The sequence below is a fragment of the Streptomyces sp. WMMC500 genome (assembly GCF_027497195.1).
Taxonomy (GTDB): Bacteria; Actinomycetota; Actinomycetes; order Streptomycetales; family Streptomycetaceae; genus Streptomyces.
The window spans coordinates 6,779,642-6,794,430 of record NZ_CP114905.1; the positions used below are offsets into that span (position 1 = coordinate 6,779,642).

A 14,789-nucleotide genomic window follows, 5' to 3' on the forward strand; every position below is an offset into this window, starting at 1 on the left:
GAAGAAAACGAGTCGTCAGACAGGGCGGTGAGTCGTAGGCTTCCTCGCGGTCCGGGAACGATCACCACGGAGTGCGTCGACGCGAGGGTGAGGGACGAGCGAGATGAAGGCATCAGACCTCTCGCGTGCGGTGGCCGCGGGTGCCTCCACGGCCACCGAGCTCGGCCTGAAGGTCGATGACGCGGTTGTTCTGCACGACTCGAACAAGGTCACTCTGCGTCTGCTGCCGTGTGACGTCCTGGCCCGGGTCGCACCGGCGGCGGATCAGATAGCACAGTTCGAGATCGAACTGGCACAACGGCTCGCCGAAACAGACAGCCCGGTGGCAGCCCTCGACCCTCGGGTGGAGCCACGCGTCTACGCGCGCGACGCCTTCGAGGTCACGCTGTGGACGTACTACGAACCCGCGACGCCTTCAGCGGTCCCCCCGGCCGCATACGCCGACGCGCTCAAGCGGCTGCACGCCGGCATGCGCCGACTCGACATCCCCACGCCCCACTTCACGGACCGAGTCGAGCAGGCTCAGCAACTCGTGGCCGACCCCGACCGCACTCCGGCACTCGCCGACGCGGATCGGGACCTCCTCGCCCACACGTTGCGAAGCCTGCGACGAGTGGCGGGCGAGCGCGGCGGCGCCGACCAGCTCCTGCACGGCGAGCCGCACCCGGGCAACGTGCTCGGCACGAAGGACGGGCCGTTGTTCGTCGACCTCGAAACGTGCTGCCGCGGGCCTGTCGAGTTCGACCTCGCCCATGCGCCCGAAGAAGTCGGCGCGCACTATCCCGATGTCGATCAGGACCTGCTGCGCGCGTGCCGGATCCTCGTGCTGGCGATCGTCACGACGTGGCGCTGGGACCGGGACGACCAATTCCCGGACGGGCGCCGACTGGGCACGGAGTGGCTCGGCCAGATCCGCGCGGCACTCGACCGATGGGGCAGGGGCTGAGGTCCGGGGGTTCGTCTCACCGGTCTCCCTGGAGCGCGGGCGCGGGCGCGGGCGCGGGTGTCGGCGCGCGTGCGGGCGCGGGGTGCGCGCCGCGTCAGAACTCCGCTCGCAGGTGGTCCTGCGCCCATTGTGCGAAGGGGGTGAGCGGGATGCCCAGAGCCCGGGCGTACTCGGGACGGCCGGGCTGGCCGGCCGCGTTCAGCCACTCGTGGGAGACGCCCATGGGCGGCATGCCCGCGGCGAGGGCCTGCTCGGCGGTCATGTCCGGCGCGGACAGGGGCGTACCGAGGACGCGGGAGAGGACCTCGGCGATCTCCGTCATCGACAGGTAGTCGCTGGCCAACTCCAGCTCGACGCGGTCGAACCGCTCCGGCGCGGCGACGGCCGCGGCCGCCGCGCGGCCGATGTCGTCCACCGCGACCAGGGACAGCCTGGTGCCGGGGTTCAGGACGCTCACCAGGCCGCCATCGATGCCGCGCGGGAAAAGGAACTTCATGGACGGGAGGAAGTTCTCCATGAAGGTGCCCGGCTTGAGGAGCGTCCAGCGGGGGAACCCGGCCGCGCGGAGGTGGTTCTGGACGGCGCTCTTGGCCGCCAGGCTGGCTTCGACCGCCCAGCGTCCCTCGGCCCATCCGGGGGTCTCGGTGTGCTGCCCGGCACCGGTGACGGATGTGTGCACGAACTGGGGAACCCCGGCGGCCTTCGCCCCCTCGATGAGGTTGACGCCCTGGGCCACCTCGCCGTCGAAGTCGAAGCCGTCCGCGGTCACCGCGGGCATCTGCACGGAGAAGACGGCCCGTACGCCGGTCGCGGCCCGGGTCACGGAGTCGCGGTCGCGGAGGTCGCCGGCGACCAGCTCGGCGCCGAGCGCTTGGACGGCGGCGGCCCGGTCGCTGCCCGGGTCGCGTACCAGCGCGCGGACGGGAACGCCCGCGGCCCGCAGGGCGCGGGCGGTGGCACCGCCCTGTCGGCCGGTGGCGCCGGTGACGAGGACGGGCGGGGGTGCGGGTGCCGGTGTGGGTGCGGGTGCGGGTGCGGAGGCTGCGGACATGGTGCTCCTCGGATGCCGGCCGGGAAGAAACGGCGGACCCCGCCGTTTAGCTCTCGGGTACGATACGGCGGGGCCCGCCACTTAGCAAACCCTCGGAGACGACACCATGCCCGGCAGCAGCCAGCGCGCAGACGCCCGGCGCAACTACGCGCGCATCCTCGCCGTCGCCGAGGAAGAGGTCGCCACGCAGGGCGCCGGCGCCTCCCTGGAGCAGATCGCCCGCACCGCGGGCGTCGGCTCGGCGACCGTACGGCGGCACTTCCCCACCCGCCGCGCCCTGCTGGAGGCGGTCTCCCGCGAACGGATCGAGGCCCTGCGCCTGCGCGCCCACGAGCTGACCGGCAAAGCCGACAGCCGCGGCGCGCTGCTGGAGTGGCTGGACGAGGTGGTCGCCTACTGCGTCACGGCCCGCGGCCTGGCCGCGGCCCTGGCCTACGACACCGCCGGCGCCGACCCCGTACAGGGCAACACCTGCGCGGCGGTCCTCGAAGAGGCGGCAGCCCCGCTGCTGCGCCGGGCCGTACGGGACGGCGGGGTCACCCCGGACGTCACCGTCGCCGACCTGATCACCCTGATCGTCGGTATCGCCCTGGCCGCGGAACACCACCCGGACCCGGCCGCCCAGGCGGACCGCCTGTTCCGGCTGGCGGTGACGGGCCTGAGCCCGCGGGGCTGAACGCGGGGCGGCGGGGGCGCGTCGGAGGGATCGGCTCCTTGAGCAGCCCGACTACGGCGGGGTCCGTGTCGGGGTGGGCCGGTGTCGTCAGGGCACCCCCCGGGCCACCCCGTACTTGATGATGCGGGTCTCCGCCCGGCGTCAAGGGCGCCCCTCCGCTTCGCTCCGGGACGTCGCTTTGCGATGGGGCTGCGCCCCACCCTTGACACCGGACTCCGGCCCGTAAAAGACCGGCAGCTACGAGGTGGCCCGGGGGGAGCGGGCACCCTCCAACCGACACCACGAAGGGATCCCCGCCGACGGGGACCGGACCACCCGAGACAGGCCCACTCCGTTCGCCGATGACCCCGGAGGACGGGGACCGAGCTCGGAAGGCGGCCCAGGCCCAGACGCGGACGACCCGGCGTGGGGCAGGCGGACCCGAAGACGTACCCGCCCGAGCACGGGCAACCCCACCGAGAACCCGCTCCTGGCCGTCCCGAGCGGAGAAATCCGGTCGTAACTCGGGGTAACACCCCCGGATCCGCCTCAAATCAGGCCCGCAGCACCGACTTTCGCCGCTTCACACGCACTCAGCCAGCCGAGACCTGCCTCTACCACCCCACGCGGCCCGGAATTCGGGCCCGCAAGACCAGGCCAAATCGCCCACCGAGGCCGAGTTTCAGAAGTCGCCGGGGCGACGCCCGGGGGGCTGCCACCACAGCAGATTGGTGGCTGCCTGGGCTTCCGTTTCGAGGATCTCCCAAGCTTCGGTGAGGAGCCCGTTCTCGAACCGGAAGATTTCGACGCACGCGATCTCCAGGCCGGTGCTGCGCAGCCGGCGCAGTGTGTGCATCACAACGTGATCTCCGGCGCCCAGGACGTTCTGGACATCGATCTGTACGTCGGCGACGGGCACCGCGAGTACGGTTTCGAGAAATTCCGCTTTGTTGCGCGAGGAGTCCGGCCGGTGGTGGAGGAAGTCGTCGCTGAGTGCCGCTTCCAGGCTTTCGACGTTGCCCGTGGCGAGCACTTCCGCCAGGACTTTCTGGACGAGGGTCGTGTTCTCTGTGGTCATGGGAGAAGTGTTTCCGGCGTTGCGACGGCTGTCGATGAACTGCGATTTCATGGCGCAGGGCCGGACATGGACGTAACGTCGACGACTGTGAACACAGTGGGAGAGCTGCTGCGGCAGTGGCGGCAACGCAGACGGCTGAGCCAGCTCGATCTCGCGATCGCCGCCGATGTCTCGGCTCGTCACGTCAGCCTGGTCGAGACCGGCAAGTCCAACCCGAGCGCCGACATGGTCCTGCGGCTGGCGACTCAGCTCGACGTGCCGTTGCGTGATCGCAACCGGCTTCTCGTCGCCGCGGGGTTCGCACCGCGGTATGACGAGCGTTCGCTCGACGACGACGCGCTCTCGGCGGCCCGGGACGCCGTCGCGAGGGTGATCCGTGCGCACGAACCGTATCCTGCGGTGGCCTTCGACCGGCACTGGAACCTCGTGATGACCAACCGCGCCGTCGATCCGTTCCTGGCGAAAGTCGCTCCCCATCTGCTGCGGCCGCCGGTCAACCTGGTGCGGCTGGCACTGGACCCGCGCGGGCTCGCCCCGCTGGTCGTCAACCTGGCGGACGTGCGCACGGGGCTCCGTACCCGGATCACGCGCCAGCTTGCCGCCGCCCCCGATGCCGGTCTCACCGCTCTCTACGAGGAGCTGTTGGGGTCGGACCCCGAGGGCGAGAGTCTCCCGCTTGAGTCCGAGATCGTCATTCCCATGGTCATTCGCTTCGATGGTCGAGAACTACGGATGTTCTCGACCATCACCACGTTCGGTACCCCGCTGGACATCACACTGGACGAGATCTCGATCGAGTCCTATTACCCAGCAGACGCGCAGAGTGCCGCCTACTTCACGGAAATCGACGGGAGAAACCCCGGATCGCCTACTGACCGGTGGTGGTGGCGTGGGTGAGGAAGGCGGACCAGGCTTCGGGGGTGAAGCAGAGGTGGGGGCCGTGGGGGTCCTTGGAGTCGCGCACGTGGACGGCACCTGGTACGGGGGCCACCTCGACGCAGTTGCCGCCTTCGCTGTTGCTGTGGGTGGACTTGCGCCAGGCGACGGCGACCTCGACGCAGGCGCCGCCCTCGTCGTTGCTGTAGCTGGACTTGAACCAGTCGAGCTCGTCCTTCATCGCTCCTCCAGGAGCTGCGTGATGAACCGTAGGGAGTCCCGCGGGCTCAGGGCCTCGCGGGCGATCATGTCATGGCGACGCATCACGGTGCTGACCTTCTCCCTATCAGCGTAAAGGACCCCGGTCGTCTGACCTTCCTCGTAGGCGAGATGTTCGTGCTCAGGCGTCTCCAAGATGACGAACGGGCCGCGGAACCCGGGATGGATACCGCTCTCCGCGAGCATCACCTGCACGGTGACGTTCCGCTGCTGGGCGATCTCCAGCAGCCTGCGCAACTGCCGTTTGTACGCCTCTTCATCGCCGAAGCGACAGCGCAGCGCTGCCTCCTCGATGATGAAGCTGAACGAGCGGTTCTGGATCCCCAGCAACTTCTGTCGCCCCAGCCTCGCCGTGACTCGCTGCTCGAACGTCTCCTCGTCCAGCGGCGGTACGAATGAGGCCAAAACCGCCCGGACGTATTCCTCGGTCTGCAACAAGCCCGGGATGTATCGGGGTTCGTACCAAGTCAGGGAGACGGCTTCCGCCTCGTACAGCATGAACTCCTGCGAGTACGACGCGAACTTCTCCGGCTGCAGGTACGCCAACGCCGCCACCAACAGCCCCTGCGCATTGCACATCTCATCCGCCACCTGCAACGCCCGCGGCGTCGGCCGGCGGCGGCCCTGCTCCATCATCTTCACGGAGTCGTAGGCATACCCCGCCTCATCCGCCAGTTCCTCCCGGCTGACCCCCGCCCGCTGCCGCCACCGCTTGATCTGATTGCCGCAGTACCGCCACTGCATCGGCGGCTGGGAGTTCTGAAGCGTCGTCACCGCGTTCACCTCGCCTTTGAGGGTACGGAGGTCCAGGGACCCCCCTGTGTCCCTACTCACAGTAGCGAGCAGTAACCACTCTGTGAGAGGTGAACCCCAAACCTCCCACCCCCTTTCCCCCCGACGTCGTGTGGCGGCTGCCCACAAGCCGCCGCAGCCCCGCCCGTGCCCGCGCGCTGCTCGCCGCGCAGGCGCGCGAGTGGCGGCTGCCGGCCGAAACCGCCGACACCGCCGTGCTCTTGGTCAGCGAGCTGCTGACCAACGCCTGCCTTCATTCCCGCGCCCCGCGTGACCGGCACATCGCCGCCCGGTGCGTGCTGGGCGATGGCGGGCTGCGGGTCGAGGTCTCCGACGCGGGGACCAGTGAGCTGCCCACGCCGTGTGAGGCCGGGCCGGGTGACGAGTCCGGCCGGGGGCTGGCTCTCGTGGCGGCGCTGGCGTCGCGCTGGGGTGCCTATCCGCGGCGGTACGGGATCGGCAAGACCGTCTGGTTCGAGCTGCACGACCCCGTACCCGGGCCAACCCCCACCACGTAGGCCCTCACGCCTCCGCGGGGCGCGTGTCCTCGGGTGCGCCGTCCCCTGCCGCGCCCGCCGCCGCATCCGCCTCCGCCGGTTCCGTCTGCTCGGCCAGCTTCACCACCGCGACCGCCGCGACCACCACTCCCGCGACCGTGACCAGCTTCTCCAAGGCGTTTCCGAATCCGAAAAGCATCGGCTCTCCCCCTCACCGTCAGTGGTCGTCAGCCTACCGCCGACCAGTGACACAGGTCACTTGCCCTCGGCCAGCTCCGCGAGGACCCCGTCCGTGAACGGCGGCCACGCCCGCACCGCCCAGTCCCCGAAATTCACGTCGGCGAGCGCTACGCACGCCGCCCCCTGCCCCGCCGACGTCGTGGCCTCCGGGTCCACCCACAGGAACGTGCCGGACTGGCCGAAGTGCCCGTACGTGCGCGGGGAGGACGAGGCGCCCGTCCAGTGCGGCGACTTGCCGTCCCGGATCTCCAGGCCCAGGCCCCAGTCGTTCGGGTTCATGTGCCCGTAGCCCGGCAGCACGCCCTTCAGCCCCGGAAACTGCACCGACGTCGCCTCCGCGTGCGTCTCGTCCGAGAGCAGCCGCGGCACCAGCAGCTCGCCCGCGAAGCGGACGAGGTCCGACACCGTCGACGTCGCCGAGTGCGCCGGTGAGCCGTCCAGCGTCGTCGCGGCCATGCCCAGCGGCGCGAAGACCGCGTCCCGTACGTACTCCGCCAGCGGTATGTCCGTGGCCTTGGCGAGGTGGTCGCCGAGTACCTCGAAGCCGGCGTTCGAGTACAGCCTGCGGGTGCCGGGCGCGGCCATCACGCGGTGCTCGTCGAAGCCGAGGCCGGAGGTGTGCGCCAGCAGGTGGCGCACGGTCGAGCCCTCCGGGCCCGCCGGCTCGTCCAGGTCGATCGCGCCCTCCTCGACGGCCACCAGGGCGGCGTACGCCACCAGCGGCTTCGTCACCGACGCCAGGTAGAAGCGGTGGTCAGTGGAGCCGTGGGTCCCGGCGAGCGAGCCGTCGGCGCGTACGGCGGCGGTCGCGGCCGTGGCGACGGGCCACGAGTCGATCACATGCAGGCTGTCCATGCGCCCGAGCCTAACGCGGGCATATGTTGTTGCTTGGAGTGCACTCCAAGCAAGTAGCGTCGAGCGCGTCGAGAGTGGGGAGCGGCAATGAGCCTGACCACAGCGGCCCGGGTACGCCCCGTGGGCCAAGATCACTACTCCATCAGCGAGGTCGCCTCGTACACCGGACTCAGCGCGCACACCCTGCGCTGGTACGAGCGCATCGGGCTGCTCAACGACGTGCACCGCTCGCACACCGGGCAGCGCCTCTACACCGACGGCGACCTGGACTGGCTCGACCTCATCGGCAAGCTGCGGCTCACCGGGATGCCGGTGGCGGACATGGTCCGCTACGCCGAGCTGGTACGGGCCGGGGACGGGACCTTCACCGAGCGGATCCAGCTCTTCCGCGAGCACCGCGAGGTGGTCCGGCAGCAGATCGCCGATCTGCAGTCGACGCTCACCGTCCTTGACTTCAAGATCGATTTCTACGAGGGAGCAGCATCCACGTGCAGTCCATGAACACCCCCATCGCCACGGTCCCGCTCGGCACCGACGGGCCCCAGGTCGGCGTCCAGGGCCTCGGCTGCATGGGCATGAGCTTCGCGTACGGGCCCACCGACGCCGACGCCGCCCGCGCCACCCTGGAACGCGCCCTCGAACTCGGCGTGACCCTGTACGACACCGCCGACATGTACGGCGACGGCGAGAACGAGAAGTTCCTCTCGCCCTTCGTCCGGGCCAACCGCGACGCCGTCACCCTGGCGTCCAAGTTCTCGCTCGCCACCGACCCCGAGAACCCGCAGAAGCGCGTGATACGCAACGACCGGCCGTACATGCGCTCGTGCATCGAGGCCAGCCTGCGCCGGCTCGGCGTGGAGACCATCGACCTGTACTACATGCACCGCCGCGACCTGCGCGTGCCGATCGAGGACGTGGTCGGCAACATGGCCGAGCTGGTCCAGGAGGGCAAGGTGCGGCAGCTCGGGCTGAGCGAGGTCACCGGCGCGGAGCTGCGCGCCGCGCACGCCGTGCACCCGATCGCGGCGGTGCAGTCCGAGTGGTCGGTCTTCAGCCGGGACGTGGAGCGGACCGCGGTGCCCGCGGCGCAGGAGCTGGGCGTCACCTTCGTGCCGTACTCACCGCTCGGCCGCGGCTTCCTCACCGGCTCCTTCGTGAACGCCGAGGCCGACCTGAGCGCCGACGACTTCCGCCGTACGATGCCGCGCTTCAGCGGCGGCAACGGCGAGAGGAACGCGGAGCTGCTCGCGCCGCTGCGGCAGATCGCCGAGGCGCACGGGGCCACGCCGGGGCAGATCGCGCTCGCGTGGCTGCACGGGCAGGCGAAGCGGCGGGGGATGACGGTCGTGCCGATCCCGGGGACGCGGAAGCCGTCGCGGGTGGAGGAGAACACGGCGGCGACGCTGATCGAGCTGACCGAGGCGGAGTGGGCGCTGCTGGAACCGCTGGCGGGGCAGGTCGCGGGGCCGCGGTACGCGGACGTCTCCTTCACGTCGGCGGGCCGGGAGTAGCCGGGCCGGGAGTAGCCGGGCCTGGAGCGGCGGGGTGCGTCCGCGGTCCGGTAGCCGGGCCCCTGGAGAACTTCCCCCGGGGGCCGGTCTCTCACCTCTTCGTCGGCCGTCGTCGGGCGAGTCGCAGCGGGGCTGCAGTCGCACGCACCGCCCTGCTCGCACCGCTCGGCGACGGGCCCTCGCGGTCGATGTACGTGGCCCGGCTACCGAGCGGCACCCCGGCGAGGCCCGCCCTGGTGGGATGACGTCCGGGGCGACTGGGCATGGGACTCGGCCGGCTGCCCGCGTTGCTGGCGAGGGTCGGTGGCTCGGCTGTCGAACGGCGGAGGCAGCAACGCACTGACGCCCGCGGCCGGCGCGCCGGGGCGGACGTGCACGGAGGCATGCTGCGTGTGCGCGGCACTGCCGTGCTGGGTGTATGGGACATCGCCATGGGTGTGCCGGACATTGCCATGCCGGCTGTCCACATGCGCTTGGTTGAGCGTCAGCCCCTGCATCGCCTGCCCCAGTGGGTCCTCCAAGGACTCCCGGGCCCTCACCTTCGTTGTGTGGTGATCCCCGGACCAGTCGTGCGACCACTCGTTGTCGTCCGTCCCGGTCTGGGTTGTTTCCGGCAACTCGGCCTCCATAAGGCGTTCCCACAGTGCATGGTGCTTCGACATCGCCTCGGCGTAATAACTGTGCGATATCAACCCTGTGGCGCCGAGCTGGCGGTACACATCGTCAGAGGCCAAATCAAGATTAGGATGAGCCAGCAACGGCGACACATCCCAATCCTCCGGGTGACGAGCCGCGATCCCGGTCGACCGCCACATTTTCAGGCCCTGCCCTTCGGTACCCAGCGCCACCAACGTGCCCTCCGGCGGTAGCAGCGGCCAGTGCGGCTCCAGGTGTTGGCGATAAGCGGTGTACACATACAACGCCTCACGAATATCCTCGGGCGTAGCCGAGGTCTCCCACGCATTATCCGGTGGCAAGGTGGCCTGCTTCCTCTCGTTCTTGTGGAACTCCTACCGCACCGCCACAACGTGTCGCACCACCGTCCGGTTCACACCGCGGCTCGTAGCCCACCCCACGAGCTGACGTTCCCGGCTTGTAGGCCCTGTTCTCCCGAAGCTACGGCGAAGTAACAAGTAGCTCTCTGTAGCGGATGTGGGGTGTGCTTGTCAGCCTTTTTGATCTTCTGGGGTCATCGAGGGCCGTGCTCGACGAGGTTGGTCCGGTCATGACGACTACCGGGCGATCGAGGAACTCGGGCGGGCGGTACGAACCGCGTTCATGCGACCACCTCGCGGACGCCGACCTGCTCCGTGAGATCAATGACGGGCTCCGGGTCGTGGAGAACGGGAACTCCGCCAACCACGACCTGTCCTACGGCAAGGACGGCGACCTGACCGGCTCCGACAAGGAGTCCCAGGAGGTCTCGATGCTCGCCCTGCACGTGCTCCAGTCCACGCTGGTGCACGTCAACACCTTGCTGCTGCAGGACATCCTGAGCGAGGAGAAGTGGCAGAAGCGGCTCACCGACGCCGACCGGCGGGCCCTGTCCCCGCTGTTCTGGACCCACGTGAACCCCTACGGCCGGTTCGAGCTGGACATGAACCCCCACCTCGACCTCGCTGCCACGGCGTCCATCGTGCCCGGCCCCCGAACCCCGCCCGGCTCTGTCCGATCAGCAGCGGAGGACACGGCCCGGTCGCCTTTCTGAAGCGCCGGCCCGGCGTCGTTGATCGGGCAGAGCCGCCTGCCCCCTCTGCTACGTCTGCCTCGGCGACGGCTGCTCGGACGGGGCCGGCGTGGCGGTCATGTCCAGCAGGACCATGGCGTCGTGGTCGGGGCTGCCGGGTTCGGCGGTGTAGAAGCCCATGCGCTGGCCAGGGGTGCCTTCCAGGGCCGTGCCCTGGAAGGCGAGGGTGATCGTGCCGACCTGAGGGTGCTGGAAGGTCTTGGAGGTGATCTTGCGTCCGGTGACCTCGTAACGCTCCCACAGGCCGGCGAAGGCCGGGCTCTTCAGGAGGAGCTCGCCGACGAGCCTCGTGAGGTCGGGGGCGTCGGGGTCGGTCCCGGCGAGGGCGCGCAGGCGGGCGACGCAGCCGCGGATCTGGTTGTCCCAGTCGGGGAAGACCTCGCGGGCGGCGGGGTGGAGGAAGAGGTAGCGGCCCAGATTGCGCTGGGAGGCGGGCCAGTCCTCGATGCCGGCGTAGAGGGCGAGTCCGCCGGGGTTGTGGGCGAGGACGTCCATGCTGCGGCTGACGACGTACGCCGGATTCGGGCGCAGCGCCTCCAGCACCAGTTTCAGGTGCGGGCGCACGGTGAGGCTGGGAGCGGGCGCGGTCTGAGGAGCGAAGCGGGCGGCGCGGACGGCGAGGTCGCGCAGGTGCTGGTGCTCGGCGTCGTCCAGCTGCAGGGCCCGGGCCAGGGCATCGACCACGGCGGGGCTGGGCCGGGTCTCCTTGCCGCGCTCCAGGCGGGTGTAGTAGTCGATGCTGACCCCGGCGAGCGTGGCCAGCTCTTCGCGTCGCAGCCCCGGGGTGCGCCGTACCCCGGGGCCGGGGGTGAGGCCGGCGGACTGCGGGCTGGTCTGGGTGCGGCGGGCGCGCAGGAAGCGCCCCAGCTCGTCGCCGCCGCTGTGCTGCTCAGGTGCCATAGCGCCAGTGTCTCTCCGCCGCCGGTGCGCCGTGCCGGCGGCGGGGGGCCCTGTCACACCCCCGCTGGGCACCCCCCGGCACGCCTCGGCCTGCCTCCGGCGGCCGAAAGGCTGCACGCTCGACCATGGCAGCGCACGGTGGAAGAGCTCACACCCCCGGCGCCCGCCCCGTGGCCACCTTGGTCCTGGGCTCTGCACACCGGAAGGAAGGAACGATGGCCGACTGGAACAGCGCGGACCTGAAGAAGATCGCCGCTGCCGAGGAGCTGGACCTTTCCTCCGAACGGGCCAACGGCACGCTGCGTGATCCGGTGACCATGTGGGTGGTCCGCTCCGGCGACCGGCTATACGTCCGCTCCGTCAAGGGCGTCGACGGCCCCTGGTACCAGGGCACCCGCACCCGTCGCCAGGGACGCGTGACGGCCGGCGGTGTCCGTACCGACGTCACTTTCCACGACGCCGACCCCGACGAGTACGCCGACGTGGACGCGGCCTACCGGCAGAAGTACGGGCGCTACCCGAGCATCGTCGAGCACGTCCTGACCGACGCGGCCCGCGCCTCCACTTTGCGCCTCGAACCCCGCTGACCGAGCGCCGATCAGCGACTGTCACCCCAGCTCACAGAGCTACTGCAAGCCACGAAAGGCAAGATCCTCCATGCGCGCCACCTTCATGTACGGACCCGGAGACGTCCGGATGGAGAACGTCCCCGACCCGCAGATCGTCGAGCCCACGGACGCGGTCGTCCGCATCACCCTGGCCTGCGTGTGCGGCTCCGACCTGCACCCCTACCACTCGATGGACAAGACCAACGAGGGCGTTCCGATGGGGCATGAGTTCCTCGGCATCGTCGAGGAGACCGGTTCCGAGGTCCGCGGCCTCCAGCGCGGTGACTTCGTCGTCTCCCCGTTCGCCTTCGCCGACAACACCTGTGCCATCTGCCGCGACGGCTTCCAGACCGCCTGCCCGCACGGCGGGTGGTACGGCGTCGGCGGCGTCGGCGGCGCCCAGGCCGAGGCCGTCCGCGTCCCCCAGACCGACGGCACCCTGGTCAAGATCCCGGGCGATGTCGACACCGCACTGCTGCCCTCGCTGCTCGCCCTGAGCGACGTCTACCTCACCGGCTACCACGCCGCCCACATGGGCCGCGTCGAGCCCGGCAAGACCGTCACCGTGATCGGCGACGGCGCCGTCGGCCTGTCCGCCGTGCTGGCGGCCAAGCGTATGGGCGCGGAGAGGATCATCCTCATGGGGCGGCATACCTCCCGCACCGATCTGGGCCGCGAGTGGGGCGCCACCGATGTCGTCGCCGACCGCGGCGAGGACGGCATCGCCCAGGTCATGGAGCTGACCGGCGGCGAGGGCTCCCACGTCGTGCTGGAGGCCGTGGGCCTGATGCCCGCCTATGAGCAGGCGTACGGCATCGTCCGCGCCGGCGGGATCATCTCCCGCGTCGGCGTCCCGCAGTACGAGGAGGCACCGGTCGGGTTCGGATCGCTGTTCGGGAAGAACGCCCAGCTGGCCGGCGGCCCGGCCCCGGTGCGCGCCTACCTGGAGCCCGCCATCGCCGACGTGCTCGCCGGCCGCATCAACCCGGGCAAGGTCTTCGACGCCGAGGTCCCCCTCGACGACGTCGCCGACGCCTACAAGGCGATGGACGAACGCAGCCGCCTGAAGGTGCTGGTGCGCCCGTGACCGTCCGCAAGCCCAACGCCGCGGCCACCGCCGCTCACGAGCGACTCTTCCCCGGCCACGTCTCCACCCTCGCCGTCACCGACCCGGAGCTGATCGAGTACTTCGACAACTTCGCCTTCGACGAGGTCCTCCAGCACACCCGTGAGGTCGGCGAGCGCACCCGGCTGATGACCCAGCTCGCCGCGATGATCGCGGTGGGGGCGGTGGCCGAGTACCGGGTGATGCTCGGCGCCGCGCTCACCGCCGGCGTCACCCCGGTCCAGGCCAAGGAGATCATCTACCAGGCCGTGCCGTACGCCGGGATGGCCCGCGTCTTCGACTTCCTGCACGCCACCAACCAAGTGCTCACCGACCGCGGCGTCACCCTGCCGCTGGAGGGCCAGTCCACTACCAGCTCGGACACCCGAATGGAGCAAGGGCTGGCGGTGCAGCAACGGATCGTCGGCGAGAAGGCCGTGGACGCCATGTACGCCAACGCACCCGCGGACGAGCAGCACATCCAGCGCTTTCTCAGCGGCAACTGCTTCGGTGACCACTACACCCGCACCGGCATCGACGTGCCCGTGCGCGAGCTGCTCACCTTCGCCATGCTCGCCGCGCTCGGCGGCGCCGACCCGCAGGTAAAGGGCCATGTCGCCGCCAACGTGCATGTCGGCAACACCCGCGGCGTCCTGATCGCCGTCCTGACCGGCCTGCTGCCGTTCATCGGCTACCCCCGCACCCTCAACGCCCTGGCCGCCGTCGACGCGATCACCCCGGCCGACGACGCCCCGACCCCGAAGGACGACGCATGACCACCCGCACCTGGCTCATCACCGGCGTCTCCAGCGGCTTCGGACACGCCCTGACCACCCAGCTCCTTCAGCGCGGCGACACCGTCATCGGCACCGTCCGCAACCTCGACAAGGTCGCCGACCTCGCCGACAAGTACCCCGACACCTTCCGCGCGCACATCCTCGACGTCACCGACACCGCCGCCGTGCGCAAGACGGTCGACGCCGCATTCGCCGCCGGCCGCGTCGACGTGATCGTCTCCAACGCCGGCTACGGCCTCTTCGGCGCCGCCGAGGAACTCACCGACGCCCAGGTCGACCACATCATCGCCACCAACCTCACCGGCTCCATCACCCTGATCCGCGCCGCCCTGCCCCACCTGCGCGCCCAAGGCGGCGGACGCATCATCCAGATGTCCACGTACGGCGGCCAGGTCGCCTTCCCCGGCAACTCGATGTACCACGCCACCAAGTGGGGCATCGAAGGCTTCGCCGAGTCCGTCGCCCAGGAAGTCGCCCCCTTCGACATCGGCGTCACCATCGTCGAACCCGGCGGCGCCCGCACCGAGTTCCGCTACGGCAGCGCCAAGGTCGCCCACCCGATCGACGCCTACGAGAGCAACCCCGCCCACGCCTTCCAGGCCATGCTTAACCCCGCCAACGGCCTCGCCCCCGGCGACCCGCAGCGCATGGCAGCCCGCATCATCCAATCCGCCGGCACCGAACCGGCCCCGCTTCGCATGGTCCTCGGTTCCCAGGCCCTGGACTCCACCCTGGGCGTGCTGCGCAAGCGGATCGAGGACTTCGAAGCCCAGCGGGACCTGGCGGCCTCCACGGACTTTCCCGCCGGCGAGTAGCAGCCACCTTGCCGACCGACGCGCTCGACCGCGCCGG

At 70.3% G+C, this 14,789-nt stretch carries 19 protein-coding genes; 11 read left to right on the forward strand and 8 right to left on the reverse strand.

What is annotated here, in order from left to right; all coding sequences use genetic code 11:
* The first annotated feature begins 103 nt into the window (after positions 1–103).
* Complete coding sequence (locus O7599_RS29120; RefSeq protein WP_281618579.1) at positions 104–946, forward strand: phosphotransferase; 843 nt, start codon at positions 104–106, stop codon at positions 944–946.
* A 94-nt stretch (positions 947–1,040) separates the two neighbouring features.
* Here O7599_RS29120 and O7599_RS29125 read toward each other — a convergent pair whose 3' ends face one another.
* The gene (locus O7599_RS29125) at positions 1,041–1,997 is read right to left on the reverse strand and encodes an NmrA family NAD(P)-binding protein (RefSeq protein WP_281618580.1); all 957 of its coding nucleotides are present in this window, start codon (positions 1,995–1,997) and stop codon (positions 1,041–1,043) included.
* Between the two features lie 106 nt (positions 1,998–2,103).
* Here O7599_RS29125 and O7599_RS29130 point away from each other — a divergent pair, with 106 nt between their 5' ends.
* Positions 2,104–2,673 (forward strand): TetR/AcrR family transcriptional regulator, encoded by a 570-nt coding sequence (locus O7599_RS29130; protein ID WP_281618581.1) that lies wholly within the window; start codon positions 2,104–2,106, stop codon positions 2,671–2,673.
* A gap of 661 nt (positions 2,674–3,334) precedes the next feature.
* Here O7599_RS29130 and O7599_RS29135 read toward each other — a convergent pair.
* The gene (locus O7599_RS29135) at positions 3,335–3,730 is read right to left on the reverse strand and encodes a nuclear transport factor 2 family protein (protein ID WP_281618582.1); all 396 of its coding nucleotides are present in this window, start codon (positions 3,728–3,730) and stop codon (positions 3,335–3,337) included.
* 87 nt (positions 3,731–3,817) lie between these two features.
* Between O7599_RS29135 and O7599_RS29140 the strand changes: the two genes are divergently transcribed.
* Complete coding sequence (locus tag O7599_RS29140) at positions 3,818–4,627, forward strand: helix-turn-helix transcriptional regulator (protein WP_281618583.1); 810 nt, start codon at positions 3,818–3,820, stop codon at positions 4,625–4,627.
* Here the strand turns inward: O7599_RS29140 and O7599_RS29145 are convergent.
* Both O7599_RS29145 and O7599_RS29150 read right to left on the reverse strand, forming a co-directional pair.
* Entirely contained in the window at positions 4,599–4,847 is a 249-nt protein-coding gene (locus tag O7599_RS29145; protein ID WP_281618584.1) for a DUF397 domain-containing protein, read from the reverse strand. The genes O7599_RS29140 and O7599_RS29145 overlap by 29 nt on opposite strands.
* The gene (locus O7599_RS29150) at positions 4,844–5,659 is read right to left on the reverse strand and encodes a helix-turn-helix transcriptional regulator (protein ID WP_281618585.1); all 816 of its coding nucleotides are present in this window, start codon (positions 5,657–5,659) and stop codon (positions 4,844–4,846) included. The genes O7599_RS29145 and O7599_RS29150 overlap by 4 nt, the downstream gene beginning before the upstream one ends.
* Positions 5,660–5,748: 89 nt before the next feature.
* Between O7599_RS29150 and O7599_RS29155 the strand changes: the two genes are divergently transcribed.
* A complete protein-coding gene (locus O7599_RS29155; protein WP_281618586.1) occupies positions 5,749–6,195 on the forward strand; it encodes an ATP-binding protein in 447 nt (148 codons plus the stop codon).
* A 4-nt stretch (positions 6,196–6,199) separates the two neighbouring features.
* On the opposite strand, the gene O7599_RS29160 is transcribed toward O7599_RS29155, so the two are convergent.
* Positions 6,200–6,373 (reverse strand): hypothetical protein, encoded by a 174-nt coding sequence (locus O7599_RS29160; RefSeq protein WP_281618587.1) that lies wholly within the window; start codon positions 6,371–6,373, stop codon positions 6,200–6,202.
* 56 nt (positions 6,374–6,429) lie between these two features.
* On the reverse strand, positions 6,430–7,269 hold the full coding sequence (locus tag O7599_RS29165) for a serine hydrolase domain-containing protein (RefSeq protein WP_281618588.1): 840 nt from the start codon (positions 7,267–7,269) through the stop codon (positions 6,430–6,432).
* An 87-nt stretch (positions 7,270–7,356) separates the two neighbouring features.
* On the opposite strand from O7599_RS29165, the gene O7599_RS29170 reads away from it, so the two are divergent.
* Positions 7,357–7,770, forward strand: coding sequence for a MerR family transcriptional regulator (locus O7599_RS29170; RefSeq protein ID WP_281618589.1), 414 nt, complete (start codon positions 7,357–7,359; stop codon positions 7,768–7,770).
* Entirely contained in the window at positions 7,767–8,780 is a 1,014-nt protein-coding gene (locus O7599_RS29175; RefSeq protein ID WP_281623561.1) for an aldo/keto reductase, read from the forward strand. The genes O7599_RS29170 and O7599_RS29175 overlap by 4 nt, the downstream gene beginning before the upstream one ends.
* Positions 8,781–8,983: 203 nt before the next feature.
* Here the strand turns inward: O7599_RS29175 and O7599_RS29180 are convergent, their stop codons facing one another.
* On the reverse strand, positions 8,984–9,694 hold the full coding sequence (locus tag O7599_RS29180; protein ID WP_281618590.1) for a hypothetical protein: 711 nt from the start codon (positions 9,692–9,694) through the stop codon (positions 8,984–8,986).
* A gap of 422 nt (positions 9,695–10,116) precedes the next feature.
* Here O7599_RS29180 and O7599_RS29185 point away from each other — a divergent pair, with 422 nt between their 5' ends.
* On the forward strand, positions 10,117–10,488 hold the full coding sequence (locus O7599_RS29185; protein WP_281618591.1) for a Tn3 family transposase: 372 nt from the start codon (positions 10,117–10,119) through the stop codon (positions 10,486–10,488).
* Positions 10,489–10,536: 48 nt separating this feature from the next.
* Here O7599_RS29185 and O7599_RS29190 read toward each other — a convergent pair whose 3' ends face one another.
* A complete protein-coding gene (locus O7599_RS29190) occupies positions 10,537–11,427 on the reverse strand; it encodes a helix-turn-helix transcriptional regulator (protein ID WP_281618592.1) in 891 nt (296 codons plus the stop codon).
* Positions 11,428–11,642: 215 nt separating this feature from the next.
* Between O7599_RS29190 and O7599_RS29195 the strand changes: the two genes are divergently transcribed.
* The 4 genes from O7599_RS29195 to O7599_RS29210 all read left to right on the forward strand — a co-directional run bounded on the left by O7599_RS29195 (position 11,643) and on the right by O7599_RS29210 (position 14,752).
* Positions 11,643–12,014, forward strand: a complete 372-nt coding sequence (locus tag O7599_RS29195) for a DUF2255 family protein (protein WP_281618593.1) — start codon at positions 11,643–11,645, stop codon at positions 12,012–12,014.
* A gap of 70 nt (positions 12,015–12,084) precedes the next feature.
* Complete coding sequence (locus tag O7599_RS29200) at positions 12,085–13,122, forward strand: alcohol dehydrogenase catalytic domain-containing protein (RefSeq protein WP_281618594.1); 1,038 nt, start codon at positions 12,085–12,087, stop codon at positions 13,120–13,122.
* Positions 13,119–13,916, forward strand: coding sequence for a carboxymuconolactone decarboxylase family protein (locus tag O7599_RS29205; protein WP_281618595.1), 798 nt, complete (start codon positions 13,119–13,121; stop codon positions 13,914–13,916). Before O7599_RS29200 ends, O7599_RS29205 begins: the two co-directional genes overlap by 4 nt.
* Positions 13,913–14,752 carry an SDR family oxidoreductase gene (locus tag O7599_RS29210; RefSeq protein WP_281618596.1) on the forward strand — a complete coding sequence of 280 codons (840 nt, stop codon included), beginning with the start codon at positions 13,913–13,915 and terminating at the stop codon, positions 14,750–14,752. The genes O7599_RS29205 and O7599_RS29210 overlap by 4 nt, the downstream gene beginning before the upstream one ends.
* Positions 14,753–14,789: the final 37 nt, after the last annotated feature.

Bases quoted from the DNA above. Each gene is read 5' to 3' on its own strand.
- O7599_RS29130 (WP_281618581.1), top strand. From the start codon at position 2,104: ATGCCCGGCAGCAGCCAGCGCGCAGACGCCCGGCGCAACTACGCGCGC.
- O7599_RS29200 (WP_281618594.1), top strand. From the start codon at position 12,085: ATGCGCGCCACCTTCATGTACGGACCCGGAGACGTCCGGATGGAGAAC.
- O7599_RS29190 (WP_281618592.1), bottom strand. From the start codon at position 11,427: ATGGCACCTGAGCAGCACAGCGGCGGCGACGAGCTGGGGCGCTTCCTG.
- O7599_RS29165 (WP_281618588.1), bottom strand. From the start codon at position 7,269: ATGGACAGCCTGCATGTGATCGACTCGTGGCCCGTCGCCACGGCCGCG.
- O7599_RS29170 (WP_281618589.1), top strand. From the start codon at position 7,357: ATGAGCCTGACCACAGCGGCCCGGGTACGCCCCGTGGGCCAAGATCAC.
- O7599_RS29135 (WP_281618582.1), bottom strand. From the start codon at position 3,730: ATGACCACAGAGAACACGACCCTCGTCCAGAAAGTCCTGGCGGAAGTG.
- O7599_RS29195 (WP_281618593.1), top strand. From the start codon at position 11,643: ATGGCCGACTGGAACAGCGCGGACCTGAAGAAGATCGCCGCTGCCGAG.
- O7599_RS29125 (WP_281618580.1), bottom strand. From the start codon at position 1,997: ATGTCCGCAGCCTCCGCACCCGCACCCGCACCCACACCGGCACCCGCA.
- O7599_RS29175 (WP_281623561.1), top strand. From the start codon at position 7,767: ATGAACACCCCCATCGCCACGGTCCCGCTCGGCACCGACGGGCCCCAG.
- O7599_RS29210 (WP_281618596.1), top strand. From the start codon at position 13,913: ATGACCACCCGCACCTGGCTCATCACCGGCGTCTCCAGCGGCTTCGGA.
- O7599_RS29145 (WP_281618584.1), bottom strand. From the start codon at position 4,847: ATGAAGGACGAGCTCGACTGGTTCAAGTCCAGCTACAGCAACGACGAG.
- O7599_RS29160 (WP_281618587.1), bottom strand. From the start codon at position 6,373: ATGCTTTTCGGATTCGGAAACGCCTTGGAGAAGCTGGTCACGGTCGCG.
- O7599_RS29120 (WP_281618579.1), top strand. From the start codon at position 104: ATGAAGGCATCAGACCTCTCGCGTGCGGTGGCCGCGGGTGCCTCCACG.